The following is a 25,285-nucleotide window of genomic DNA, read 5'->3' on the forward strand; positions in this document are numbered from 1 at the left end:
CTGACTCCCTCGACGGCTACGTGATGGCCGTCAAGGGGTGATGTCAGGGTCGCTGGCTACGCTGCGGTCCGTGGATGTTCTCTTGGGCGAGGTCCTTGACCTCCAGCAGGTGTGGTCGGCGAAGAACACACCTGAGATGAAGCGTCGCGGCGTGGTCATCCGTAAGGAGCTCGCCAGCCAGCTGGTGGCTCACCTTGATGCGATAGCCCAGACCTTGGGCCTGTCCACGGGCGAGGTCGGGGTTGAGGGGAGGGACGGCACGGGACTCAAGACGGAGATCCCGTGGACCCGAGTGTTCGCGCGGGGCCTGTCGCCGAGTGCGACATCCGGGTGGTACATCGTCTATCTCTTCAGCTCGTCGGGTGACCGCGTCTATCTGTCGCTCAACCAAGGCACAACGGTGTGGACTGGTACGGACTTTGCGCCGCGAAAGCCTGAAGACCTGCGAGCCCGTGTGGCGTGGGCGCGCCCGCTGGTCGCCACAAAGGCTGGCGCTCGCTCCGATCTTGCCAGGGATATCGATCTTCAGGCTCGGAAGTCGCAGCTCGGGACGGGGTACGAGGCGGGCAACGTGCTCGCCATCGAATACCAGCGAGATCGCATCCCGGATCGAGAGACCCTCATCGCCGATGTGCTCTTCATGACCGATCTCCTGGCGGAGGTCTACAAGGGCGAGGCTAACGCCCCGCACATACCGGGGGAAGCGGCCCCGGAGGTCCTGGAGGCAATCGAGGTCGCCGCCAAGACGGCTGGCCGTCGAACCCGTTCGTCGCGGAGTGCCAGGGGGCAGGGCTTCCGGCTGACCGTTGAGGAACGGCGTGCCGTCGAGCTGCACGCCGTACTGATGGCCACTGAGTATTTTCAGGGGCAGGGCTGGGAGGTTAAGGATGTCGGGGCAAAGGAGTCCTTCGACCTGTTGCTGAGCCGAGGCGGCGGGCGACTTCACGTCGAGGTCAAGGGAACTACCTCTGAGGGCGGCCAGGTGGTGCTCACACGGGCCGAGGTTGAGAGGCAGCGCATCCTGGCGCCTCACAATGCCCTGGTCGTGGTGCACTCCATTGAGCTGGACCGCACCGCCAAGCCAGTCACGGCGAGTGGCGGAACGCTGCACTGCACGTCTCCGTGGACTATCGAAGAGGCGGACCTGACTGTCGTGTCCTACCTGTACAGCACCGGCCTGTGACCAAGTCTATGGTTGCGCGCCTGAGGCAAGTCTGACCGCGACATCAGCTGCTGACATCAACGGTGGCAGACGGGGCGAACCACCGGGAGTCTCTCAGGGGAGATCGCCCTATCCCGTTGACGAGACTTTCCTCGTCCCGACGTTTGCTGATCGAACTTACAAAGCAGATGTCGGCGGTTCGAAACCGTCCGCGCCCACCACCGTTCGGAGGGCCGGTCCCGGGAGACATGTCTCCCGGGACCGGCCCTCCGTCGTTTCCCGGGCCGCTCCGTCGGTGCGGCCGACGGGGCGGGGGAGTTGGGGGGTGCCGTCAGGGGGCGGGAGGGGGCGGGGCTCGGGAGGCGGGGTGGGGCGGGCTGTGTTTGGGTGGCTGCACACCGCTTGGGAGAGGTGATCCTCCGTGACCATGCCCCCGTTCGGATCGAGCGATCCGTTCTCCGATCTACTCAGCCGCTTCTTCGGGATGAGTCCGATGGCCTCCCCGCCCGCCGTGCAGCGGGTGCCGATCGGGCGGTTGCTGAGCGAGTCCTCGCAGGAGCTGCTGGGGCTGGCCGCGCACCGGGCCGGCGAGGACGGGACCAGCGACCTCGACACCGGGCACCTGGCCTGGGCGGCCACCCGGGTGGAGCCGTCGCGCCGGATGCTGGAGCGGGCGGGGATCGACCCGGACCAGCTGGCCGGTGACCTGGAGCGGTCGCTGCCGTCCGGGGACCCGGCGGCGGTGGACGGCGGGCAGCCCGCGCTGACGCCGTCGGCCAAGCGTGCGCTGCTGGCGGCGCACGCCCGTTCGCAGGCGGCCGGGGCCTCGTACATCGGGCCGGAGCACATCCTCGGCGCGCTGCTGGACCAGGAGCGGTCCGGGGCGGGGACGGCGCTGCGCAACGCGGCGCCCTCGCAGGAGGCGCTGAAGACGGTGCTGGAGGGGCGCGGCGTCGGCGGCGAGCGCAGCAGCACGGGCGCGCACCCGAGCGAGACGCCGACGCTGGACGAGTACGGGCTGGACCTCACCGAGGCGGCGCGCTCGGGCCGGCTGGACCCGGTGGTCGGGCGGGCCGAGGAGATCGAGCAGACCGTCGAGATCCTCTCCCGCCGGACCAAGAACAACCCGGTGCTGATCGGCGAGCCGGGTGTCGGCAAGACCGCGATCGTGGAGGGGCTGGCGCAGCGGATCGTCTCCGGGGACGTGCCGCAGAGCCTGCGGGACAAGCGGGTCGTCACCCTCGACCTGACCGCCCTGGTGGCCGGCTCCAAGTACCGGGGCGAGTTCGAGGAGCGGCTGAAGAAGGTGATCGACGAGGTCACGGCGGCCGAGAAGAGCGTGATCCTGTTTCTGGACGAGCTGCACACCGTGGTCGGCGCGGGTTCCGGCGGCGAGGGGTCGATGGACGCCGGCAACATCCTCAAGCCGGCGCTGGCACGCGGCGAACTGAGCGTGGTCGGCGCGACGACGCTGGACGAGTACCGCAAGCACGTGGAGAAGGACGCCGCGCTGGAGCGCCGCTTCCAGCCGGTGCTGGTGCCCGAGCCGAGCGTCGAGGAGACGATCGAGATCCTGCGGGGGCTGCGGGACGCGTACGAGGCGCACCACCAGGTGCGGTTCACCGACGAGGCGCTGGACGCGGCGGCGACGCTGTCCGACCGGTACGTCAGCGACCGCTTCCTGCCGGACAAGGCGATCGACCTGCTGGACCAGGCCGGCGCCCGGGTGCGGCTGCGCAGCCTGAGCGGCTCGACCGAGGCGACCGGGGTGCAGGACCGGATCACCAAGCTGAAGCGGGAGTTGGACGAGGCCGTCGCGGACGAGGAGTTCGTGCGGGCGGCCAACCTGAAGGCCGAGCTGCGGCAGACCGAGGACGAGCTGGCGGCCGTCGCCGAGTCCCGCGAGGAGGTCGTCGACGTGACCGCCGACGACATCGCGCAGGTGCTGTCGTCCCGGACCGGCATCCCGGTCGCGGAGTTGAACGCGACCGAGCGGGAGCGGCTGCTCAAGCTGGAGGAGCACCTGCACGAGAAGGTGATCGGCCAGGACGAGGCGGTCACCGCGGTCGCCCAGGCGGTGCGCCGCGGCCGGGCCGGGATGGGCGACCCGGACCGGCCGACCGGCTCCTTCCTCTTCCTCGGGCCGACCGGCGTGGGCAAGACCGAGCTGGCGAAGGCGCTGGCGGCGCTGCTGTTCGGCGACCCGGACCGGATGATCCGCTTCGACATGAGCGAGTTCCAGGAGAAGCACACCGTCTCCCGGCTGGTCGGCTCCCCGCCCGGGTACGTCGGCTACGACGAGGCCGGGCAGCTGACCGAGGCCGTCCGCCGCAAGCCGTACAGCGTGCTGCTCTTCGACGAGGTGGAGAAGGCGCACCCGGACGTCTTCAACCTGCTGCTCCAGGTGCTGGACGACGGGCGGCTGACCGACGCCCAGGGGCGGACGGTCGACTTCCGCAACACCGTGGTGATCATGACCAGCAACATCGGCTCGCAGCGCATCCTCGACCACGCCGGGAACGTGGACGAGATCCGCGACGACCTGATGCGCGACCTGCGCCAGCAGTTCCGGCCGGAGTTCCTGAACCGGATCGACGAGGTGATCGTCTTCCACGCGCTCACCCGGAAGGACCTGCTGTCGGTGGTCGACCTGCTGCTGGAGCGCAGCCGGCGCCGGCTCAAGGCGCAGGACGTGCAGTTGGAGGTCACCGAGGCGGCCAAGGAGTGGCTGGTCAACCGCGGGTACCAGCCGGAGTTCGGGGCCCGGCCGCTGCGCCGGACGATCCAGTCGGAGCTGGACAACCGGGTGTCCAACCTGCTGCTGGACGGCACGGTGCAGGAGGGCGACACGCTGATCGCGGAGGTGAGCGACGGCGACCTGGTGGTCACGCTCGCCCGGCCGGAGGCGTCGGCGACCTTCGAGGAGGCGCAGGAGAAGGCGGGGGAGAAGGCGGGGGAGGCCTGACCCCTCGGCGATCGCCCTGCCCCGCCGCCGGACGGTCAGGCGGCGGGGCAGGGCGCACCTACGCCTGCGGGAAGACCTCGCGCAGCAGCGGCTCCGGCAGCCCGCGCTTGCGCCACTCGCGCGGGTAGCCGAGCGAGACCTCCTCGAACGGGACACCGTCGTAGCTGGTCTTGCGGGGGATGTGCAGATGGCCGTAGATCATCGCCGCGGTGTTGAAGCGGCGGTGCCAGTCCGCGGTCAGTTCGGTGCCGCACCACTGGGCGAACTCGGGGTACCAGAGGATCTCGGTCGGGTGGCGGACCAGCGGGTAGTGGTTGACCAGGACGAGCGGTACGTCCGGGTCGCAGGCCGCCAGCCGCTGCTCGGTCAGCCGGACGCGCTCGCGGCACCAGGAGTCGCGGTCCGGGAACGGGTCCGGGTGGAGCATCCGCTCGTCCGCGCAGACGATGCCGCTCTCGTAGGCGGCCGCCAGGGACTCCTCCTTGGTGGTCGTGCCCGGCGCGCGGAAGGAGTAGTCGTACAGGAGGAAGAGCGGGGCGATGCGGACCGGTCCGCCGGCGCCCTGCCAGAGCGGGTACGGGTCCTCGGGGGTCAGCACGCCGAGGCTCCGGCAGAGGTCGACCAGGTGGTCGTAGCGGGCCACGCCGCGCAGCTGCACCGGGTCCTCGGGGTGGGTCCACAGCTCGTGGTTGCCGGGGGCCCACACCACGCGGGCGAAGCGTTCGGCGAGTAGCCCGAGCGCCCACTCGATGCTGGTGGTGAGCTCGGCGACGTCTCCGGCGACGAGCAGCCAGTCGTCGGGGCTGGTGGGCCGGAGCTTCTCCACGAGGTCGCGGTTCTCCTGGTAGGAGATGTGCAGGTCGCTCACGGCGAGCAACCGCCCACCCGCCCCCGTGGGCTCCGACGGCGCGTCGCTGCGGTACTCGGTAGTCACTCCTGCCCCCTGTGGTCACCCGTCCGATGTCGCCACAGTACGTGGCGGACGGGGGCCGTGGGGCGGGTTGACGCGATCGGCGGTGCGAAGGGAGGGGCCGGCGCACCGCCGCCACCGCGCGAACGAGCCATTGCGGCCGAAGTGCTTTCTTGGTGTCGTCTTGACTCTTGACAGTGAGTCATGTCCGCGACAGCTTTGGTGCACCCCCACACCGAGAGGTCTCTCATGAAGAAGCCGCTCATAGGCATGCTCGCCACCGTCCTGGTCGCCGGAGCAACCGCCCTCGCCGGCGCCCTCCCGGCCCAGGCCGCCACCGCGGAGGCCCCCGCCGCCGTGTCCGTCGCGGCCCGGGACGGCCAGTCCCTGAGCGACCAGGCCCAGGTCACCGACACCAAGGCGGCCCCCCGCGCCGTCAACTTCGCCGGGACGGTGGCGCTCAACAACTGTTCCGGTTCGCTGGTCCGGATGCCAGGCTCGGCCGCGAGCGACCCGGCCCTCGTCCTGTCCAACGGCCACTGCCTGGAGTCCGGCATGCCCGGCCCCGGTGAGGTGATCCTCAACCAGCCCTCCAGCCGGACCTTCACCCTCCTCAGCTCCAGCGGCAGCGGGCTCGGCACCCTGCGCGCGACCAAGGTGGTCTACGGCGCCATGACCGACACCGACGTGTCGATCTACCAGCTGAACACCAGCTACGCCTCGATCCAGTCCCGGTACGGGATCGCCCCGCTGACCATCTCCGCCGCCCACCCCACGCAGGGCACCTCGATCAAGGTCGTCTCGGGTTACTGGAAGAAGATCTACTCCTGCTCGATCGACGGCTTCGCCTACCAGTTGAACGAGGCCGACTGGACCTTCAAGGACTCGGTCCGCTACACCTCCGGCTGCAACGTGATCGGCGGCACCTCCGGCTCGCCGGTGGTGGACGCGAACACCGGGCAGGTGGTCGCGGTCAACAACACGATCAACGAGAACGGCGAGTCCTGCACCCTCGACAACCCGTGTGAGGTCGACGAGAACGGCTCGGTGACGGTGCACCAGGGCATCGGCTACGCCCAGGAGACCTACGGCATCCCGGCCTGCTTCGCCGCCGGCAACCGGTTCGACCTCACCCTGCCCGGCTGCACCCTGGTCCGGCCCTGACTCGACCGTCGGGACGGCCCTGACTCGACCGTCGGGACGGCCCTGACTCGACCGTCGCGAAGGCCCTGACCTGACCGTCGGGACGGCCCTGACCCGACCTGACCTGACCGCCACCCCGCGCTCGACCGTCACGACGTGACGGAACCGGGGCGACCCCGCTGACCAGCACCGATCCCCGATGGGCCACCCGCGAACGGCGGGTGGCCCATTCGGCCGTCCACCGGGCGGCCGCCGCACCACCCGCGCCGCGCTGTCGTCCCGACAGGGCGGCAGTCATATCCGTGTGACCAATGGAGAGTTGATGACCACCACGCTGCGAAGGCTGCTGGTTTCCGTCCTGCTGATACCGCTGCTCGCGCTCGGCGGCCTGGCGACCCCGGCGCTGGCCGCCGGTGCCCAGGGCGCCGACGCCGCCGGGGCCGCCCACGGCCGGAGCCCCGCCGACGACCCGAATGCCGACATCAAGGACCGGCTGGCGGCGATCCCCGGGGTGACGATCACCGAGGAGAAGCCGACCACCACCGGCCACCGCTACTTCCTGCTCACCTACACCCAGCCGATCGACCACTTCCGCCCCTGGCTGGGCACCTTCCAGCAGCGCTTCAGCGTGCTGCACCGGGGCTACGACCGCCCGACCGTCTTCTACACCAACGGCTACACGTTGGGCACCAACCCGTCCCGCACCGAGCCGACCCGGCTGGTGGACGGCAACCAGGTGTCCATCGAGTACCGGTACTTCACCCCGTCGCGCCCCGAGCCGGCGGACTGGTCCAAGGCCGGCATCCGCCAGCAGGCCGCCGACTCGCACCGGCTGGTGACCGCGCTCAAGCGGATCTACCAGCAGGAGTGGCTCTCCACCGGCGCCAGCAAGGGCGGCATGTCCTCCACCTACTTCCGCCGCTTCTACCCGGACGACGTCGCGGGCACGATCGCGTACGTGGCGCCGAACAACACCGACGTCAACGACTACGCGGCCTACACCAACTTCTTCCGTACCGTCGGCACCCCCGAGTGCCGGGCCGCGCTGAACGCCGCCCAGCGCGAGCTGCTGGTGCGCCGCGACCGCCTGGAGACCCGCTACGTGGCCGACAACAAGGCCGCCGGCTCGACCTTCAACACCCTCGGCACGCCGGACCGGGCGTACGAGGCGGGCGTGCTCGACGTGGTCTGGGCGTTCTGGCAGTACAGCACCGAGGCGGACTGCGCCAAGGTCCCGGCCGCGGCCACCGCGACCGACGACGCGCTGTACGCGTGGTTCGACTCGCAGTCCGGCATCACCGGCAACAGCGACCAGTCGCTGGCGAAGTACACCGCGTACTACTACCAGGCCGCGACCGAGCTGGGTGCGCCGTTCTTCGACGTCTCGCACCTCAAGGGCGTGCTGCACTACGACTACAAGGAGCTGTACTCGGCCCGGTCGTACGTGCCGAAGGAGATCCCGATCTCCTTCAACCCGAACGCGATGCGGGACATCGACCGCTGGGTGAAGCACGACGCCGAGCGGATCATCTACGTCTACGGCGGCAACGACCCGTGGGGCGCCAAGCCGTTCAAGCTCGGCCGGGGCAGTGACGACAGCTACGTCTACACCGTGCCGGGCGGCAACCACGGCTCCAACATCGGCCAGCTGCCGGCCGCGCAGTCGGCGGAGGCGACCGCCAAGGTGCTGGAGTGGGCCGGCCTGGGCGACCAGGACGCCGCCCGCTCGCTCGGCAAGAAGCAGCAGATCCCGCCGTTCGGCCCGCTCGACGAGGAGGGCCTGAAGCTGGAGTCGCAGCGCCACCCGCTGTAGCGCGCCACCCGCTGTAACCGGCAGGCCGTGACACCGTGTGACGCCTTGGAGGAGGCCGTCCCCAGCCGGGGGCGGCCTCCTCGCGCATCTGGCGGGGCCGACCCCTCACCGAAGCACTGAATCAGTGCTTCAATGCTTTCATGGCCTACCGACGCACGCCCGCCGTCCAAGCCCGGCTGGACACCCAGCGCGAGGCCGTGCTGCAGGCGGCCGTCCTGCTGCTCGCCGAACGCGGCTACGGCGGCTGCACGATGGCCGCCGTGGCGGACCGCGCCGGGATCGCCACCGGAAGCCTCTACCAGCACTTCGCCAACAAGGCCGAGCTGTCCGTGCAGCTGTTCCGCCGGGTGGTCACCCACGAGATGGCGGCCGTCAACGCGGCCGTCGCCCTCCGGGAGGGCCCGCGGCAGCGGATCGCCGCGGTCGTCGAGACCTTCGCCGCCCGCGCCCTGCGCGCGCCCCGGCTGGCGTACGCGCTGCTGGTCGAGCCGGCCGACGCGGTCGTGGACAGCGAGCGCCTGGTGTTCCGCCGGGCGTTCCGGGACGTGATCGCCACCGAGATCGCCGCCGCCGTGGCGAGCGGCGAACTCCCCGAGCAGGACCCGGTGCTGACCGCCGCCGCGCTGGTCGGTGCGGTCGGCGAGGCGCTGGCCGGCCCGCTCGCGGCCGCGCCCGCGCCCGCGCCTGAGGCAACGGCCGCGCCCGCACGGACGGCCGCGCCCACGAAGCCGGCGGGCACCACCGACGTGGTCCCCGCCCTGGTCTCCTTCACTCTGCGTGCCCTGGGAGGACGCGATGACAGCGACGCATGAGGTCACCAACCAGGTGCCCCTGCCGTACGGACACGACACCGCCGCCGATCCGACCCTGCTCGCCGCCCTGCACCGGGCCGGCGCCGGCTGGGCCGAGGCCGAGCTGCACGAGCTCGGCCGCCTGGCCGGCTCCGAGCAGGCCGCCGAGTGGGGCCGGCTGGCCAACGAGAACCCGCCCGTCCTGCGCACCCACGACCGCTTCGGCCACCGCGTCGACGAGGTCGAGTTCCACCCGGCCTGGCACGAGCTGATGCGCACCGCCGTCTCCCACGGCCTGCACGCCGCGCCCTGGCGGGACGAGCGGCCCGGCGCCCACTCCGCCCGGGCCGCCAAGTTCTTCGTCTGGGGGCAGGTCGAGGCCGGCCACACCTGCCCGATCTCGATGACCTACGCCGCCGTCCCGGCCCTGCGCGCGAACCCCTCCCTGGCGGGCGAGTTGGAGCCGCTGCTGGCCGCCACCACGTACGACTTCGGGCTGCGCGAGCCGCGCACCAAGCGCGGGCTGATCGCCGGCATGTCGATGACCGAGAAGCAGGGCGGCTCGGACGTCCGCACCAACACCACCACCGCGACCCCGCACCCGGACGGCACCTACCGGCTGACCGGCCACAAGTGGTTCACCTCGGCGCCGATGTCCGACCTGTTCCTGACGCTCGCCCAGGCGCCGGGCGGGCTCAGCTGCTTCATGCTGCCGCGCGTCCTCCCGGACGGCACCCGTAACCGCCTCCAGCTGATGCGGCTCAAGGACAAGCTCGGCAACAAGTCCAACGCCTCCGCCGAGCTGGAGTACGACGGCGCGGTCGGCTGGCTGGTCGGCGAGGAGGGGCGCGGGGTGGCGACCATCATCGAGATGGTCAACATGACCCGTCTGGACTGCACCGTCGGCGCCGCCTCCGGCATGCGCTACGGCGCCACCCGGGCCGTGCACCACGCCCTGCACCGGCGCGCGTTCGGCCGGCCGCTGGTGGACCAGCCGCTGATGCGCAACGTGCTCGCCGACCTGGTGGTGGAGTCCGAGGCGGCCACCGCCGTCGCGATGCGGCTCGCCCAGAGCACCGACCTGGCCCTGGCCGGGGACGAACCCGAGGCGCTGGTACGGCGGTTGGGCCTGGCGGTGGCCAAGTACTGGGTCTGCAAGCGCGGCCCGGCGCACGCCGCCGAGGCGCTGGAGTGCCTGGGCGGCAACGGCTACGTCGAGGAGTCCGGGATGCCCCGGCTCTACCGGGAGGCGCCGCTGGTGTCGATCTGGGAGGGCTCCGGCAACGTCGCCGCCCTGGACGCGCTGCGCGCCATGGCGAAGCGCCCGGAGACGGTCGAGGCCTTCCTCGGCGAGCTCGACGCCGCCGCCGGGGCGGACCGCCGGCTGGACGCGGCCGTCGCCGACCTGCGCAAGCAGCTCACCGACCAGGCCGACCTGGAGTACCGGACGCGCCGGCTGGTCGAGTCGATGGCGCTGGCCTTCCAGGGCGCGCTGCTGGTCCGCCACGGCAGCCCGGCGGTGGCCGACGCGTTCTGCGCCACCCGCCTCGCCGGCGACCGCGGCTCCGCCTTCGGCACCCTGCCGTCCGGCGTCGACACCGCCGGGATCATCGACCGGGCCCGCCCGGTGCCGGCGTGAGCGAATCCCAGGAGGTCCGCGCGTTCTGGCAGGCCCTGGGCCTGCCAGGCCTCATCGACGTGCACACCCACTTCATGCCGAAGAACGTCCTCGACAAGGTGTGGGCGTACTTCGACGCGGCCGGCCCGCTGGTGAACCGGCCCTGGCCGATCACCTACCGCGAGGCCGAGGAGCAGCGCGTCCAGCGGCTGCGGGACTTCGGCGTCCGGGCGTTCACCTCGATGCTCTACCCGCACAGGCCCGGCATGGCCGGCTGGCTGAACGCTTGGTCGGCCGACTTCGCCGCCCGCACCCAGGAGTGCCTGCACACCGCGACGTTCTTCCCCGAGCCCGAGGCGCCCGGCTACGTGGCCCGCGCGATCGAGGACGGCGCCCGGGTGTTCAAGGCGCACGTGCAGGTCGGCGGCTACGACCCGGCGGACCGGCAGCTGGACGAGGTGTGGGGGCTGCTCGCCGAGACCGGCACGCCGGTGGTCACCCACTGCGGGTCCGGACCGGTGCCGGGCGACTTCACCGGCCCCGGTCCGATCGGCGAGGTGCTGAAGCGCCACCCCGGACTGGTCCTGGTGGTCGCCCACCTCGGCATGCCCGAGTACCGCGACTTCCTCGACCTCGCCGAGCGCCACCCGGCCGTCCGGCTGGACACCACGATCGCCTTCACGGACTTCGCCGAGGCCGACGTCCCGTTCCCGCGCGCCGAACTGCCGCGCCTGCGCGGCCTCCAGGACCGCGTCCTGCTCGGCAGTGACTTCCCCAACATCCCGTACCGGTACGTGCACCAACTGGAGGCGCTGGCCGGGCTGGGGCTGGGGGAGGAGTGGCTGCGGGCCGTCTGCCACGACAACGCCGCCGGGCTCTTCGGGCTGCCGGGCTGAGGCGGCCGGTCGCCGGGGGCGCGGCCCTGAGCACCCCGGCGACCGGTCTCGGCCCCGGGCCCTTACCTGCGGGGTAATCGACGCCCGGCGGCCGGGCGGGCAGGGTGGGGGGCCCGGCCGGCGTCACCGCCGCCGGGCCCCATCCCCGTCAGGAGGCTGACCCGCCATGTCCGCGAACACCCTCACGCCCGCCCGCCCCGGCTCCGCCTCCCCCCGGTGGACGGTGCGCGGCGTGCTCGCCCTGGACGCCCTGGTCACCGGCGGCAACGGCCTCGTCTACCTGGCCTTCGCCGGCCCGGTCGGCGAACTGCTCGGGGTCGGCCGTAGTGTCCTGCTCGCCCTCGGGCTCTTCCTCACCGGCTACGCCCTCGGGGTCGGCGCCCTGGCCGCCCGCCGGTGGCCGCCGCGGCTCGCGGTGCGGGCGGTGATCGACCTCAACGCCGTCTGGGTGGTGCTCAGCCTGGTGGCGATGGCGGCCTGGCTGGAGCCGACCACGGCCGGTGCCGTCTGGATCCCGGTGCAGGCGGTGGTGGTGGCCCTGTTCGCCGTCCTCCAGTTCACCGCGCTGCGCCGACGCGACGGTCGCGTCGGCCGCGTCGGGGGCGTCGGGGGCGGCACCGAGGGGCGCCGCACCTGAACCGGGGTCAGCACTCCGGGCCGACCGCGTCCTGGAGGAACCGCACCGTCTCCGCGTCGGCCGGCAGGAGGGTCTCCATGGCCAGCTCGGAGACCGTCACGTCCAGCGGCGTGTTGAAGGTCGTGATGGTGGACAGGAACGACAGCACCCGCCCCTCGTGCCGGATCCGCATCGGCAGCGCGAACGGGAACAGCCCGGCGCCGTCCGCCTGCTCCCCGCCCGGGCCCGGGTCGTCCGCCGCCGTCGGGTAGCCGGCGACCTCCTCGTACAGCCGCCGCAGCGCCTCGCCGCGCAGCAGCTCGATCCGGTGCTCCACCCGATCCAGCAGGTGCCGCCGCCACTGCGGCAGGTTCACGATGCGCGGCGCCAGCCCCTCGGGGTGCAGGGCGATCCGCATCGCGTTGAGCGGCGGTTCCAGCAGGTGCGGGGCGACGCCGTCGAGGAGCAGCCCGAGCGAGCGGTTGGCCGCCAGCACCCGGAAGGTCCCGTCGACGACCAGCGCCGGGTACGGGTCGTGGGCGGCGAGCAGCCGCTCCAGGCCGCCGCGCAGCGCGTCCATCGACGGGTCGTCCAACGGCGTCTCGGGGAAGTGCGGGGCGTAGCCGGCCGCGAGCAGCAGGGTGTTGCGCTCGCGGACCGGGACGTCCAGGTGCTCGGCGAGCCGCAGCACCAGCTCCCGGCTCGGGCGGGACCGGCCGTTCTCGACGAAGCTGAGGTGCCGGGTCGAGGAGTCCGCCCGCAGGGCCAGTTGCAGCTGGCTGAGCTGTCGCCGTTCGCGCCAGCCGCGCAGCAGCGGACCGACTCCGGTACCTGTCGGGCTGCCCATGCCCGCCATGATCGTCATGGCCAGGACGGTACTGGACCGGGCCCGCTCCAGGGGAGAGGGCCTTCCGGCCCGGTCGGCGTGGCTCCGGGCGGCACGCCTGGGCGGTGGAGTCCCTCGTTCGGTACGGCTTCGGGAGCCCGGCTCAGACGCCGGTGCTCGACCCCGGCCGGATGACCATCAGCACCACGACCACCGCCCACAGCAGGTTGAACACCCCGGCCGTCATCGGCAGCAGCCGCAGGCCCTGGACGGCCTTGGCGTGCTGCCCCGGCGCGGTGTCGGCGCCGAGCGCGTCCACCGCGGCCTGCTGCCCGGGCAGGACGAAGAGCAGCAGCGAGAGCGCGGCGATCGCGGTGAGCACCATCGAGACGATGATCCAGGACTGCCCGAGCACGTCCATCACCTGGGCGAGGCCGATGCCCATCACCGGCACCGCGACCCCCAGCAGGGCGTAGACCTGGGTGATCCGGTGCAGGATCCGCAGCACGCCCGCGTCCGAGGCCTGGTCCGGCCCGCCGGCCAGCGCGGCCTTGGCCCGGCGCGGGAACATGCTGACGGCCACCGCGACCGGGCCTATGAACAGGACCGACGCGAGGACGTGCAGGCTCAGCAGGAACTTGGCCATGGCGGGGACACCCTTACATCCGGCGGTGGGCAGCTGGTGCGGCGGGCGTCCGGTGGCGGCGCGCCCGCGATCAGGCACGCTAACACCGCTTATCCGGGGGCCCGCCGCGCGGGTGGGCGTGCTCGTTCCGCAGGACGGCGGAGCTCCGCCCTGGTCAGCCCGCCGTCGTCAGCCGGACGATCCTCGGCGCGGCGGTGCTGACCGCCGCGACGGCGGCGCCGTGCTCCGGGTCGGCCCAGTCGAGCAGGTGCAGGTCCTGGTGGCGGCTGCGCAGCGGGGCGCCGGGCGGGACGTCCAGGGGCAGGTCGGACAGGTCGACGGAGGCCAGGGTGTCCAGGGTGGCCCGCCCGATCTTGATCAGCGACTCCTTGCGCACCCACAGCCGCAGGAACGCCTGGTCCGGCTCCGGTGCCGTCTCGACCAGGCGCAGTTCGGCGGGGGAGAGCACCCGGCGGGCGACCGAGCCCAGCGACCCACCGCGCGCGGCCAGCTCGACGTCCACCCCGACCGGCTGGTGGCCGGCTCCGGCCGCGACCACGCCCCGGGTGTGCGACAGGCTCACGTGCACCTCGGGGTGGTCCGGCAGGTACGGCTTGCCGTGGTCGGCCAGGCCGCAGTCCGGGCACTGCTGGGCGAGCGTGAGCGAGGCCGCCGGGACGTCGAGCAGCCGGGCGGCGCAGAGCCGGACCAGTACGTGGCCGGCGGTGAAGTCGATCCGCCCGGACTCGTGCCGGAAGCGGGCGGCGCGTTCGAGTTCGAGGGGGGTGAGCAGGTGCTCGCCCGCTTCGGGGTGCCGCAGTACGGCGTCGGCGGACGCGACGGCGACGAGCGGCGTGCTCTGGTCCTGGGCCTCGGAGGTCATTGCTCCAACCTAACGGGCGCGGGCGTCGGGCGGGGGCGGCGCGGAGGTCGTCCGGGCAGGGCCGGTGGGAGGCGACTGCTGCGCCGCGCGGTGGATTCTCGGATCGGATCTGAGGATCTGTAGGGTAGGAATCGCCCGATTTGATGTTGGATGTCCCGGATCTGCGGGATCGCCAGCAGATAGTACGAACGGGGCAGGTTATGCGCACCTGCTCCTTTTCCTATGCGCGGAGGAATGTGTCGATGGGTCAGGGCACCGGTACGCCGGATCACAGAACGACCGCCGTGAGAAGAGAACCCGCTACCCGCAGGCGTCGGACCGTCCGGGTCGCCGTGGCGACCGTCGTCGCGGCGCTGCCGCTGGCGGCCGTGCTGACGGTCGGTTCGGCCGCGCCGCTCGCCCCGCCGCTGGGCGCCTGCACGGGCCCCGACTGCCCCGCCACCTGGCCGCCGCCGAACAACGGCGACTTCCCCGGCCGGGACGCCAGCATCAACGTCTTCACCGGCGGCGACTACACCGTGACCGGTCGCGCCGCGGAGGCCGAGGGCAAGATCGTCGCGCTGGGGAACCTGACCGTCGAGAAGAACGGCGGCGGCATCTACAACATGGGCGTCGTCGGCGTCGGCTCGCGCGTCGTGCCGCCCAACGGCAGCGACTTCGTCACCACCGGCGGCAACGTCGACGTCGTGACCGGCAACTCGATCCTGATCGGCGGGAGCGACTCCCACGGCCCGGCCTTCGGCAACCTGCGCCACGCGGGCAGCGTCACCGGCACCGTCAGCATCGACCCCACCGGCCAGTCGATCCAGGACCCGAACGCCGCCGCCCCGTACCAGACGGTGCTCACCCAGATCGAGGAGATCTCCGACTGCGTCGGCAAGGCCGCCGCGACCGGCACCGTCGACATCTCCTCCAGCCAGGCGACCCTCACCGGTGACGGGACCAGCCTGAAGCAGGTCTTCAACGTCACCCAGAACCTCGCCTCGCCGAGCGGCGGGCAGATCGGACTGGTCTTCAACAACATCCCGGCCGGGGCCACCGTCGTGGTGAACATGCTCGGGGACAGCCCGATCATCAACACCTACACGGGCACCGGCCTGGCCGGGGACCAGACCACCGACATGCGGTCGAAGCTGATGTACAACTTCCCGACCGCGACCTCGGCGCAGATCCTCGGCAGCGCCCAGTTCCAGGGCTCGGTCCTGGCCGGCAACCCGGGCGGCACCACGACCATCGCCCAGCCCGGGATGAACGGCCGGGTGTACCTCGCGGGCAACCTGATCCACACCGGCACCGGCGGTTACGAGATCCACAGCTACCCGTTCGACGGGGACCTGCCGGACTGCCAGACGACGCCGAGCCCGTCGCCGTCCACCTCGCCCTCTTCCTCCCCGTCCTCCTCGCCGTCGTCGTCGCCCTCCTCTTCGCCGTCGTCGTCACCGTCCTCCTCGCCCTCGGCCAGTCCGTCCTCCTCGCCGTCGTCGTCGCCCTCTTCCTCGCCGTCGTCGTCACCGTCCTCCTCGCCCTCGGCCAGTCCGTCCAGCTCGGGTCCGGCCCCGACCAGCCACCACCCGTCCGAGCACCCGACCAGCCACCACCCCGGTGGCGGTGGTGAGCTGCCCTCCACCGGCGCGGGCAACGCCCCGGTGGTCTTCGGCCTGGCCGGCGTCGGCCTGCTCGGCCTCGGCGGTCTCGCCGTCCTGGCCGCCCGCCGTCGCGGTCGCCACAGCTAGGGCCTGCCCAGCGCAAGGACGCCCGAGCAGCAACAACGGCCCAGGCCGCCCGTGTCGACCCCGACCGGGCGGCCTGGGCCGTGTCGACGGCCCGCCGCAGGCATGCGTCGGCCCCTCGCCCAGCACGGGCGAGGGGCCGACGGCGGCTCAGCGGGAGCGGAAGAAGCGGTCCACCGTGCGGCGGCCGGCGGCGACGGCGTGCACCGGTTCACCGACCACCCGGCCGGCCAGCGTCACGGCCAACTCTCCTACGTCCTGCCGGAGTTGTTCGGCGGCTTCGGCCTGGTCGGCGGCGATCCGCGCGTGGGTGGCGGTGACCAGCCGGTCCCGGTCGCGGATGCCCTCCGCGCGGGCCGCGGCGACGGCCGCCGCGCCCTGCTCGGCGTACTCCTGTCGGATCCGGGCCGCCTCGTGCCGGGCCTGAGCCAGTTCCTGTCGGCCGGCGTCGTGGGCGGCCTCGGCTTCGGCGCGGATGGCTTCGGCGCGTTCGGCGCGGCCCTCGGTCGCGTCCCACCGCTCGGCCTGAATCCGCTCGACGCGGGGGAGGATGCGGTGGCCCAGCGTCCACGTGATCAGGAAGAACAGGGTCAACCCCAGGGCCAGCATGAAGGGTTCGGGCGAAAGCGGTCCGAGTTCGATGTTCACGCAAACCTCCCCTTGTGGCTGACGGTGAGTCAATCAGGAGGTTTCCCAAGGGTGATGAGGGTCGAACTTTACCTGGGCATGACGTGCGTCACTGTTCCATGGCGGGCCGCGGCGCGGCGCCGGGCCTCAGGTCACCTCGCCCCGGAGGGAGAACCGCTCCTCCCGCCACTCCCCGCCGGCCAGCACCTCGGCCAGCTCCCGGGCCGCGTCCCAGACGTCGGTGTACGAGAGGTACAGCGGGGTGAAGCCGAACCGCATGAGGTCGGGCGCGCGGAAGTCCCCGATCACGCCGCGCGCGATCAGCGCCTGCACCACCGGATAGCCGTCGGCGTGCCGCAGCGCGACCTGGCTGCCCCGCCGGGCGTGCTCGCGCGGGGTCACCACCTCGATCCCGTCCAACCCCTCGACCAGTTCGATGAACAGGTCGGTCAGGGCCAGGCTCTTCGCCCGGACGGCGGCCGGGTCGGCGCGCTCCCAGACGTCCAGGCTCGCGCCCAGCGCGGCCTGCCCGAGCAGCGACGGCGAACTGGTCAGGAAGCGCCCGATGCCCGGCTTGGGGTCGTACCCGGGCTCGAAGGCGAACGGGCGGGCGTGCCCGAACCAGCCGCTCAGCGGCTGCCGCGGGCCGGCCGCGAGGTGCCGCTCGGCGACGTACAGGAAGGCCGGCGAGCCGGGGCCGCCGTTCAGGTACTTGTAGGTGCAGCCGACCGCGAAGTCCGCTCCCGCGGCGCCGAGTTCGACCGGCAGCGCGCCCACCGAGTGGCAGACGTCCCAGATCATCAGCGCGCCCGCGGCCTGCACCCGGGCGGTGATCCCGGGCAGGTCCAGCAGCTCGCCGGTGCGGTAGTCCACGTGCGAGAGGACGACCGCGGCGACGTCGCCGTCCAGGTGCCGGTCCAGCTCCTCGGGCCGGACCAGCACGCTGCGCGCGCCCTCGACCAGGCCGGTGGCGCCCTCGGCGATGTACAGGTCGGTCGGGAACGCCTCGCCGTCGCCCAGCACCGTGCGCCGCCCGGGGCGCAGCCGCAGCGCGGCGACGAGCACCTTGAACAGGTTCACCGAGGTGGTGTCGCAGACCACCACCTCCTCCGGCCCGGCCCCGACCAGCGGGGCGATCCGCCGCCCCAGCCGGTAGGGCTGCTCGAACCAGCCCGCGTCGTTCCAGCTGCGGATCAGCTCCCGGCCCCACTCCTCCTCGACCACCTGCCGCACCCGCTCCGCGGTGCGCACCGGCAGCGCGCCGAGCGAGTTCCCGTCCAGGTAGACCACCCCGTCCGGCAGGGCGAACTCCTTGCGGAACGCCGCCAGCGGGTCGACGGCGTCCAGCGCCGCGCACTCCTCGCGCGTGACCATGCCCATCCCCTCGTTCACAGCTCGTCCCGGATCGTCCACAGCTCCGGGAACACGTCCTGCTCGGCGGACCTGCGCAGCCAGCTCAGCCCGCTGGAGCCGCCCGAGCCGGGCTTGCCGCCCATGGTCCGCTTGACCGCGGACAGGTGGCGCTGGCGCCAGCGGGTGACCCGCTCGGCGACGTCCAGCAGCGCCTCGGCGAGCGGCCGCAGTCCGGCGTGCTCCGGGTCGGTGTAGACCAGGCGCCAGGCCGCGGCGACCTCGTCGCTGGCGCGGTAGCGCTCCTCGGAGGGCTCCGGGCGCAGCGGCAGGCCGCGCCGTGCCAGCAGGGCCAGCGCGTCGTCGTACAGGCCGGGGGAGCGCAGCGCCTCGGTCAGCTCGGCCTGCGTCCGCGGCATCCCGTCGTACATCGTGAGCAGTGCGGCGTTCTTGTTGCCGAGCAGGAACTCCAGGTGCAGGAAGGCCGCGGACTGGAAGCCGGAGGCCTGGCCGAACGCCGCGCGGAAGCCGTTGAACTCCTGCGGCGTCATGGTGGCCAGCAGGTCCCAGGACTCCACCAGCACGTCCTGCACGTGGGTGCCGCGCCGCAGCGCGGCCAGTGCGGCGGGCAGGTCGTCCTCGCGCAGCGCGCGCTGGGCGAGCGTCCACTCGTGCCGCAACAGGTCGAACAGCAGCTCCATCACCTGCGTGGTGACGATGAACGACAGCTCGGCCGGCACCTTGCTGCGCGGGTGCTGCAGGCTGTGCAGCTCGTCCAGGCACACGTAGCGGGCGTACGGGGTGCCCCGATCCGGCTCCCCGCGCCGACCGAACGACAGGCTGGGCGTCTCCACCGTGTCGTGCCCCATCCCGACTCCTCCTGATCCACCCGGGCCCGTCGCCCGGACCGGCGACCAGACGGATGGCCTGGTTCCACCGGGGTGCCCATTGTGCGGCGGTGCGACCCCCCGGTTGAATGGTCGACGGACACCGCAACCGCGATCCGGGCTGTTGTTCGCGAGGCGTTCGGCCGATTCGCTTTACGATCGCGAAACCACCCATTCCAGTCACTCCGGGAGCCGCCATGGACGCCGTCGACCGCCGCCTGCTGGCCGAGTTGCAGACCGACGCCCGGCTCTCCTACAACGAACTCTCCCGCCGGGTGAGCCTGTCCGCACCTGCGGTGGCCGAACGGGTCCGCCGACTGGAGTCCGACGGCGTGATCACCGGGTACCACGCCCACGTGGACCTCAGCCGGGCCGGACTGCCGATCACCGCGCTGGTCCAGATCCAGTGCTACGGCCCGCGCTGCGTGCTGCGCGACCCCCAGGTGGCCGCCTGGTCGGAGGTGCTCCAGTTGCACCGGGTCACCGGAGGGGCCTGCTGCGCGCTGCTGGTCGCGGTGCCCACGATGGCCGATTTCGAGGCCCTGTGCGACCGGCTCGGCGGCTACGGCCAGCCGTCCAGCTCGATGATCCTCTCCAGCCCGGTGCCCTGGCGGCCGGTGGTCGCGCCCGCCGGGGCGTAGGAGCCGTAGCGCCACAGCGCGATGGCGCCGTCGCGACCGCCGTGCGGCCCGGGGCCGGAACGGTAGGTTCCTCGGCATGCCGAACGAGCGCCACATCCTGCTGCTGCCCGGGAGCCTGCGGGCCGGTTCCGCCAACGAGACGGTGCTGCGCACCGCCGCCGCCGTGGCCGCCGCCACCCCGGGCCTGCGGGCCACCTACTACGCGGGGCTGGCCGGCCTGCCGCACTTCAACCCGGACCACGACACCGACCCGCTGCCCGGGCCGGTGGCCGCCCTGCGCGCCGCCGTCAGGGCCGCCGACGCGCTGCTGGTCTGCACCCCCGAGTACGCCGGGACGCTGCCCGGCTCCTTCAAGAACCTGCTGGACTGGACGGTCGGCGGGACGGAGATCGCGGACAAGCCCGCCGGTTGGATCAACGCGGCGGGCCCGGGCCGGGGCCAGGGCGCCGAGGCCACCCTGCGCACCGTCCTCGGCTACACCGGCGCGGCGGTGGTGGACGGGGCCTGCGTCCGCATCCCGCTGGACCGCGGGGCGGTCGGCCCGGACGGGCTGGTCGCCGATCCGCTGGTGCGGGAGCGGATCGGGGAGGTGCTGGCCCGGCTGGCGGCGGCCGCGGTCTGACGGGTGGCGGTCTGACGGGCGGCGGCCGGGCTCAGTGCCCTTCGGGCAGGTGGACCCCGAGTCCGGCCAGGCCGGTCAGGAACAGCTCCACGCCGACCGCCGCCAGCAGCAGCCCGAGCAGCCGGGAGAGCACCTCCAGCGAGGTGCGGTGGGTGCGCTGCATCAGCGGCGCCAGCAGGGCCACGCAGACGTAGTTGATCACCACGACCGCGAGGTAGGCCCCGCCGATGGTGGCCTTCCAGCTCCAGTCGTTGCGGGCGAGCGAGGCGACCAGCACGGCGGTGACCGCGAGCGGGCTGGCGATGTACGGCAGCAGCAGTTCGCGGATGCCGTCCACCATCGGGTTCGGCAGGTGGTCGTCGTCCTCGTTCTCGCCGCCGAGGTGGACGCCGAAGACCAGCGCGACCGCGTAGATGAAGAAGATCGTCCCGCCCGCGAGCTGCAGCGACTGGTCGCTGATGTGGAAGAGCGTGGTGACCTCGTCCGCGGTGAAGCCGAGCACCAGGCCGATCACCGCCGAGATGATCGTGCTCCACGCCGCCAGCCGTCGCAGTTCCCGGGTGCTCCGGGTGGAGGCCAGCCGGGCGAAGGCCAGCAGGACCTTGGGCGGGCCGACCACGGCGAAGAAGGTGATGAAGGCGCTGCTCAGATTGAAGACGAACATGCGCCAAGCATGACCGCGGTGGCCGGTGCGGCCGCTCCGCCACGCCACGCCCCGCGGTCGGGCGTGGCGTGAATCTCGCCGGGGAGCGGTTCATTCCCGGTCGCCGACGAATTCGCCCGGATGGCCGTCCTGGCTCGAACGGGTGCGCGCTCTCGGCTCCCATGGAAGTCGGATCACCTCCCCGGGAACGAGGATGCGACATGTGTCTGAACCGTAAGGACCTGGGCCTGCTGGCCCTGCGCGGCGCGGTCGGCGGGGTGCTGATCGCGCACGGCACCCAGAAGCTGTTCGGCTGGTTCGGCGGCGGAGGCCTGGAGGGTACCGCCCAGGCGATGGAGCACATGGGCTTCCACCCGGGCCGGCAGAGCGCCATCGCGGCGGGCGCCGGTGAGGCGGGCGGCGGCGTGCTGCTGGTCGCCGGGCTGGCCACCGGCGCGGCCGGCGCGGTGGTGGCCGGGACGATGGCCGGCGCGGTGGCGGTGCACGCCCCCGGGGGCTTCTTCGCGACCTCCGGCGGCTACGAGTACCCGGCCTTCCTCGGCGCGGCCGGGCTGGCGCTCGGCCTGGCCGGTCCTGGGCGGTACTCGCTGGACCACCTGACCTGTCACGTCCTTGACCAGCCGTGGATGGGCCTGGTGGCCTTCGCGGGGTCCGTCGCCGGGGCGTACGGCGTGGTGGCGCGGCGCCGGCACGTGGTGCGGCTGCGCGAGGAGCGGGCCGCGATGGAGGCGGACGAGCAGGAGGGCTCGGGGCTGTCCTGACGCGCCGGCGGCCCCAGGTCCTGTTCCGGCCTTGCTCGTCCCGGTCACCCGGAGGCACCAGTCCTGCTGGCGGCCCCCGGGCGGCCCTCGGAGGGTGGTCGGGAAGGCGTGCCGGGCAGCCCGGCGCCGGGGCAGAAACGAGGGACCGCATGGACCGCCTGGACCGCCAGCCGCTCACCCGGATCGGTTCGAGGCCGCGGGTCACCGCGCGGCAGCTGGACGCGCCGCCGGTGCGCCGCCAACGCCGGGCGGTGGCCGGGGTGTTGGCCGCCACCATGGTCGCCGCGGCGGCGCTGGCGGGCTGTTCCTCCGGAAAGAGCGCGAGCAGCGTGGCCACCTCGGCCTCCGCCGCGATCGAGCGGGGCGCCTCGGCCGCGGCCTCCGCCGCCTCGGCGCTGGCCTCGGTGGCGGGCGGGGCGGGGGCGGTGATCGCCTCGGCGGAGGCGCGGGCCTCGGCGGCGGTGTCGGCGGCCTCCTCGGCGGTCTCCGGGATCAAGGGCGGGCTGGACGCCAAGGGGGACGTGGCCGTCGGGGCGGTGAGCACCGGCTCGGACGGCAGGGCGCAGGTGGAGCTGACCGTCACCAACCACGGGCAGCAGTCGTACCGGTACGTGATCCAGGTCGACTTCACCGACGACTCCGGCACGGTGCAGGACGCGACCGCGGTGACGGTCCAGGACGTGGCGGCCGGCCGGAGCGCCCAGGCCACCGCGCGCAGCAACCGGGACCTCTCGGGCAGCCTGAAGGCCGTGGTGGCGAACGCGCTGCGCTACTGACTTCCCCGCCACTGACTTCCCCCACTGACTTCCCGCTGCTGGCTCGCAGGTCAGCGCGGGTGCCGGGCGGGGGCCGAACCTTAAGCGCGGCTCAAGGCCCAACGGGACCCCTTGACGGGGGAGTTGGTCTAGTCCATTTTTATTGCCCAGGTGCAGGGAGCCCCTGAACCGGCGTCAACGGCCTCGTGCCGCGGGCGCCGGTTCGGCACATCCCGGTGTCCGTCCAGGCCCGATCCCGCTGATCCCGCACGATTCCCCGCACGATTCCCCGCACTGAGCTGTCATGTCCCGGTCGCCCGACCCCACCTCGGGCGCACCCCCACGGGACGACGGAAAACCCCCACAACCAGGAGTCACGCACCCATGCTGCGTTCACGCATTGAAAGGGCCGGGACCCCGGCTCCGACGGGCGGCCGTCGACGCCGCCCGAAGAGCCTGGCCGCCGTCGCGGCCGGCACCGCCGCCTCCGTGCTGCTCGGCGCGGGCCTCGCGCTGACCGGCGGCGCCGCGGCCAACGCCGCGACCACCAACACCACCGGCGCGGCCGCCACCAGCGGCGGCATCAAGGTCGCCTACTACGACCAGTGGTCGGTCTACGCCAACGCGTACTACCCGAAGACGATCCAGGACACCGGCGTGGCCGGGAAGCTCGACTACCTGATCTACGACTTCGCGAACATCCACCCGACCGACCTGGGCTGTTTCGAGGCGACCAAGGCCGCCGACACGAACGACAACAACCCCAACGCGGGTGACGGCGCGGCCGACGCGTTCGCCGACTACCAGAAGAGCTTCGGCGCGGACATCTCGGTCGACGGCGTCGGCGACGTCTGGAACCAGCCGATCGCGGGCAACTTCAACCAGCTGAAGAAGCTGAAGGCGAAGAACCCCAACCTCAAGATCCTGCTCTCGATCGGCGGTTGGACCTACTCCAAGTACTTCTCGCCGGCCTCCGCCACGGACGCCTCGCGCAAGCACCTGGTCTCGTCCTGCCTCGACATGTTCATCAAGGGCAACCTCCCGAGCGACGCCGGCTACGGCGGCCCGGGCTCCGGCGCCGGCATCTTCGACGGCATCGACATCGACTGGGAGTACCCGGGCGGCGGCGGCCACACCGGCAACATCTCCAGCCCGGCCGACAAGCAGAACTTCACGGCGCTGCTGAAGGAGTTCCGCACCCAGCTGGACGCCCAGGGCAAGGCCGACAACAAGACCTACGCCCTGTCGGCGGCGGTCGGCGCCGGCCAGGACAAGATCATGAACGTCGAGACCGACAAGATCGGTCAGTACCTCACCTTCCTCGACGTCATGACCTACGACATGCACGGCGGCTGGGACGCCCAGGGGCCGACCAACCACCAGGCCGCGCTCTACGCGGGCCCGAACGACCCGTCGACCCCGGTCAAGCCGGGCCACGGCAAGTACTCGATCGACAACGCCATCAAGGCGTGGACGGTCGGCGACGCGGACTACGGGATCCCCGGCGGCTTCCCCGCCAACAAGATCAACATGGGTGTGCCGTTCTACTACCGCGGCTGGACCGGCGTCCAGAACAACGGCAAGAACGGCCTGTTCCAGCCCGCCGCCAGCCCGGCGACCGGCGCGGCGATGTCCGGCAACGTCCCCGGCATCCAGATGTACAAGGAGCTCGCGGGCTTCGTCGACAACCCGTCCAGGACCTTCTGGGACGACGACGCCAAGGCCACGTACTTCTACGACGGCAACACCTTCTGGAGCGGTGAGGACACCCGGTCGATCCAGGCCAAGCTCGACTACGCGCACTGCAACGGCCTCGGCGGCTCCTTCGCCTTCTCGCTGTACGACCTGGGCACCAAGACCGGCCTGTTCGACACGATGGTGAACGCCACCAACGGCTCCGCCGCCGGTTGCCCGGCCCCGCCGACCGGCACCCCGAGCAGCACGGCGACCCCGACCCAGACCCCGACCGGCACGCCCACGGGTACTCCGACCGGCACCCCCACGGGTACTCCGACCGGTACCCCCACCGGCACCCCGACCTCGCCGGCCGGCTGCCCGGCCGCCCCGAGCTGGGACGCCAACACCACCTACGCGGCCGGCGGCACCAAGGTCTCGTGGAAGGGCCACTACTACACCAACAAGTGGTGGACCAAGGGCGATGACCCGAGCCAGAGCGGCCAGTGGGGCGTCTGGACCGACAACGGCGCCTGCTGACCCCTCGGGCGGCACGGACTGAGGGCCTGACGGACCCTCGCAGCACCTGAACCAAGCGGTCCGGCCCGCCGGGGGAGCACCCCCGGCGGGCCGGACTCGTTGCGTTTCGGGGGCGCGACCCGGGGGCGCGGCTCAGGCCAGGTCGGCGGTGCGCCCGAGCGCGTCCGGCTGGCTCTCCTCGATCCGCCGCAGCATCCGCGCCAGCATCGCGGACAGCACGGCCCGCTCCTCGCCCGTGACGTCCTGGAGCAGCTCCTCCTCGAACACCGCCGCCATCCGCATCGACTCCAGCCACTTGTCGCGGCCGTTCTCGGTCAGCTCGATGATCACCCGGACCCGGTTGGTCTCGTCGCGCTCCCGGGTGACGAGGTCCTCGGTCACCATCCGGTCGATCCGGTGCGTCATCGCGGCCGGGGTGAGCCCGAGCCGCTTGGCCAGCTCGCCCGGTCCGAGCTGGTACGGGCTGCCGGAGACCACCAGTGCCTTGAGCACCTCCCACTCGGCGGCCGTGATTCCCAGCACAGTCAGCTGCCGGTCGTAGGCCACGCCCATCCGCCGGGCGACCCGGGACAGGGTCTGCACGATGGTCTCCACCTGGGGGTCGACGGTGGGGAATTCCCGCTGGTAGACGGCCACCTGCTCGGTGATGCCGAGCTCCCTGGCGGTGGCCGGCGGGGGCTTGTCCGTAGTCATGCGGACCAGTGTCGCACGGGGGCGTGCATCTCTTAAGCCTTTGACTCCACACTCTTCCAGTGCTAAGAATTTATCTTGTCAAACTTTAGCTCT

Annotated in this window: 23 protein-coding genes; 14 read left to right on the forward strand and 9 right to left on the reverse strand. The window is 72.4% G+C overall.

Features of this window, described 5'->3' with window-relative positions; translation table 11 throughout:
* Nucleotides 1-70 precede the first annotated feature (70 nt).
* Nucleotides 71-1,183 (forward strand): MrcB family domain-containing protein, encoded by a 1,113-nt coding sequence (locus ACIOGZ_RS08465; RefSeq protein ID WP_400805492.1) that lies wholly within the window; start codon nucleotides 71-73, stop codon nucleotides 1,181-1,183.
* Between the two features lie 406 nt (nucleotides 1,184-1,589).
* Nucleotides 1,590-4,127 (forward strand): ATP-dependent Clp protease ATP-binding subunit, encoded by a 2,538-nt coding sequence (locus ACIOGZ_RS08470; RefSeq protein WP_400805693.1) that lies wholly within the window; start codon nucleotides 1,590-1,592, stop codon nucleotides 4,125-4,127.
* A gap of 58 nt (nucleotides 4,128-4,185) precedes the next feature.
* Here ACIOGZ_RS08470 and ACIOGZ_RS08475 read toward each other — a convergent pair whose 3' ends face one another.
* Nucleotides 4,186-5,061, reverse strand: coding sequence for a metallophosphoesterase (locus ACIOGZ_RS08475; protein ID WP_350878102.1), 876 nt, complete (start codon nucleotides 5,059-5,061; stop codon nucleotides 4,186-4,188).
* A 225-nt stretch (nucleotides 5,062-5,286) separates the two neighbouring features.
* Here ACIOGZ_RS08475 and ACIOGZ_RS08480 point away from each other — a divergent pair, with 225 nt between their 5' ends.
* The 6 genes from ACIOGZ_RS08480 to ACIOGZ_RS08505 all read left to right on the forward strand — a co-directional run bounded on the left by ACIOGZ_RS08480 (nucleotide 5,287) and on the right by ACIOGZ_RS08505 (nucleotide 11,935).
* A complete protein-coding gene (locus ACIOGZ_RS08480) occupies nucleotides 5,287-6,201 on the forward strand; it encodes a serine protease (RefSeq protein WP_363580728.1) in 915 nt (304 codons plus the stop codon).
* A gap of 301 nt (nucleotides 6,202-6,502) precedes the next feature.
* Nucleotides 6,503-7,993 (forward strand): S28 family serine protease, encoded by a 1,491-nt coding sequence (locus tag ACIOGZ_RS08485; protein WP_363580730.1) that lies wholly within the window; start codon nucleotides 6,503-6,505, stop codon nucleotides 7,991-7,993.
* Between the two features lie 140 nt (nucleotides 7,994-8,133).
* Nucleotides 8,134-8,805, forward strand: a complete 672-nt coding sequence (locus ACIOGZ_RS08490) for a TetR/AcrR family transcriptional regulator (protein WP_400805495.1) — start codon at nucleotides 8,134-8,136, stop codon at nucleotides 8,803-8,805.
* A complete protein-coding gene (locus tag ACIOGZ_RS08495) occupies nucleotides 8,789-10,423 on the forward strand; it encodes an acyl-CoA dehydrogenase family protein (protein ID WP_400805496.1) in 1,635 nt (544 codons plus the stop codon). Before ACIOGZ_RS08490 ends, ACIOGZ_RS08495 begins: the two co-directional genes overlap by 17 nt.
* Nucleotides 10,420-11,298, forward strand: a complete 879-nt coding sequence (locus ACIOGZ_RS08500; protein ID WP_400805497.1) for an amidohydrolase family protein — start codon at nucleotides 10,420-10,422, stop codon at nucleotides 11,296-11,298. Before ACIOGZ_RS08495 ends, ACIOGZ_RS08500 begins: the two co-directional genes overlap by 4 nt.
* Nucleotides 11,299-11,464: 166 nt before the next feature.
* Complete coding sequence (locus ACIOGZ_RS08505) at nucleotides 11,465-11,935, forward strand: hypothetical protein (protein ID WP_400805499.1); 471 nt, start codon at nucleotides 11,465-11,467, stop codon at nucleotides 11,933-11,935.
* Nucleotides 11,936-11,942: 7 nt separating this feature from the next.
* Here the strand turns inward: ACIOGZ_RS08505 and ACIOGZ_RS08510 are convergent, their stop codons facing one another.
* The 3 genes from ACIOGZ_RS08510 to ACIOGZ_RS08520 form a co-directional block, all read right to left on the reverse strand.
* Nucleotides 11,943-12,779, reverse strand: coding sequence for a helix-turn-helix domain-containing protein (locus tag ACIOGZ_RS08510; protein WP_400985332.1), 837 nt, complete (start codon nucleotides 12,777-12,779; stop codon nucleotides 11,943-11,945).
* Nucleotides 12,780-12,903: 124 nt separating this feature from the next.
* The gene (locus ACIOGZ_RS08515; protein WP_400805503.1) at nucleotides 12,904-13,386 is read right to left on the reverse strand and encodes a DUF2269 family protein; all 483 of its coding nucleotides are present in this window, start codon (nucleotides 13,384-13,386) and stop codon (nucleotides 12,904-12,906) included.
* 154 nt (nucleotides 13,387-13,540) lie between these two features.
* Nucleotides 13,541-14,248, reverse strand: a complete 708-nt coding sequence (locus ACIOGZ_RS08520) for a 4'-phosphopantetheinyl transferase family protein (RefSeq protein ID WP_400985333.1) — start codon at nucleotides 14,246-14,248, stop codon at nucleotides 13,541-13,543.
* Between the two features lie 332 nt (nucleotides 14,249-14,580).
* On the opposite strand from ACIOGZ_RS08520, the gene ACIOGZ_RS08525 reads away from it, so the two are divergent.
* Nucleotides 14,581-15,981, forward strand: a complete 1,401-nt coding sequence (locus ACIOGZ_RS08525; RefSeq protein ID WP_400985335.1) for a choice-of-anchor A family protein — start codon at nucleotides 14,581-14,583, stop codon at nucleotides 15,979-15,981.
* Between the two features lie 147 nt (nucleotides 15,982-16,128).
* Here the strand turns inward: ACIOGZ_RS08525 and ACIOGZ_RS08530 are convergent, their stop codons facing one another.
* The 3 genes from ACIOGZ_RS08530 to ACIOGZ_RS08540 all read right to left on the reverse strand — a co-directional run bounded on the left by ACIOGZ_RS08530 (nucleotide 16,129) and on the right by ACIOGZ_RS08540 (nucleotide 18,824).
* Nucleotides 16,129-16,626, reverse strand: coding sequence for a hypothetical protein (locus ACIOGZ_RS08530; RefSeq protein ID WP_400985337.1), 498 nt, complete (start codon nucleotides 16,624-16,626; stop codon nucleotides 16,129-16,131).
* A gap of 126 nt (nucleotides 16,627-16,752) precedes the next feature.
* Entirely contained in the window at nucleotides 16,753-17,979 is a 1,227-nt protein-coding gene (gene kynU / locus ACIOGZ_RS08535; RefSeq protein ID WP_400985338.1) for a kynureninase, read from the reverse strand.
* A gap of 14 nt (nucleotides 17,980-17,993) precedes the next feature.
* The gene (locus tag ACIOGZ_RS08540; protein ID WP_363580750.1) at nucleotides 17,994-18,824 is read right to left on the reverse strand and encodes a tryptophan 2,3-dioxygenase family protein; all 831 of its coding nucleotides are present in this window, start codon (nucleotides 18,822-18,824) and stop codon (nucleotides 17,994-17,996) included.
* 215 nt (nucleotides 18,825-19,039) lie between these two features.
* On the opposite strand from ACIOGZ_RS08540, the gene ACIOGZ_RS08545 reads away from it, so the two are divergent.
* Both ACIOGZ_RS08545 and ACIOGZ_RS08550 read left to right on the forward strand, forming a co-directional pair.
* Nucleotides 19,040-19,483: an Lrp/AsnC family transcriptional regulator gene (locus ACIOGZ_RS08545; protein WP_400985340.1), complete on the forward strand. Its 444-nt coding sequence runs from the start codon at nucleotides 19,040-19,042 to the stop codon at nucleotides 19,481-19,483.
* 76 nt (nucleotides 19,484-19,559) lie between these two features.
* Nucleotides 19,560-20,105: an NAD(P)H-dependent oxidoreductase gene (locus ACIOGZ_RS08550; protein ID WP_363628616.1), complete on the forward strand. Its 546-nt coding sequence runs from the start codon at nucleotides 19,560-19,562 to the stop codon at nucleotides 20,103-20,105.
* A gap of 31 nt (nucleotides 20,106-20,136) precedes the next feature.
* Here the strand turns inward: ACIOGZ_RS08550 and ACIOGZ_RS08555 are convergent, their stop codons facing one another.
* The gene (locus tag ACIOGZ_RS08555) at nucleotides 20,137-20,769 is read right to left on the reverse strand and encodes a MarC family protein (protein WP_363580754.1); all 633 of its coding nucleotides are present in this window, start codon (nucleotides 20,767-20,769) and stop codon (nucleotides 20,137-20,139) included.
* Between the two features lie 200 nt (nucleotides 20,770-20,969).
* Between ACIOGZ_RS08555 and ACIOGZ_RS08560 the strand changes: the two genes are divergently transcribed.
* From ACIOGZ_RS08560 to ACIOGZ_RS08570, 3 genes are all read left to right on the forward strand, one after another.
* The gene (locus ACIOGZ_RS08560; protein WP_363580756.1) at nucleotides 20,970-21,530 is read left to right on the forward strand and encodes a DoxX family membrane protein; all 561 of its coding nucleotides are present in this window, start codon (nucleotides 20,970-20,972) and stop codon (nucleotides 21,528-21,530) included.
* 149 nt (nucleotides 21,531-21,679) lie between these two features.
* Nucleotides 21,680-22,306 (forward strand): hypothetical protein, encoded by a 627-nt coding sequence (locus tag ACIOGZ_RS08565; RefSeq protein WP_400985342.1) that lies wholly within the window; start codon nucleotides 21,680-21,682, stop codon nucleotides 22,304-22,306.
* A gap of 363 nt (nucleotides 22,307-22,669) precedes the next feature.
* Entirely contained in the window at nucleotides 22,670-24,499 is a 1,830-nt protein-coding gene (locus tag ACIOGZ_RS08570) for a glycosyl hydrolase family 18 protein (protein ID WP_363580760.1), read from the forward strand.
* A gap of 132 nt (nucleotides 24,500-24,631) precedes the next feature.
* Here the strand turns inward: ACIOGZ_RS08570 and ACIOGZ_RS08575 are convergent, their stop codons facing one another.
* Entirely contained in the window at nucleotides 24,632-25,192 is a 561-nt protein-coding gene (locus ACIOGZ_RS08575; RefSeq protein ID WP_363580762.1) for a MarR family transcriptional regulator, read from the reverse strand.
* Between the last annotated feature and the right edge of the window lie 93 nt (nucleotides 25,193-25,285).

It is taken from the genome of Kitasatospora sp. NPDC088160 (genome assembly GCF_044741445.1).
In the GTDB taxonomy this organism is placed as follows: domain Bacteria; phylum Actinomycetota; class Actinomycetes; order Streptomycetales; family Streptomycetaceae; genus Kitasatospora.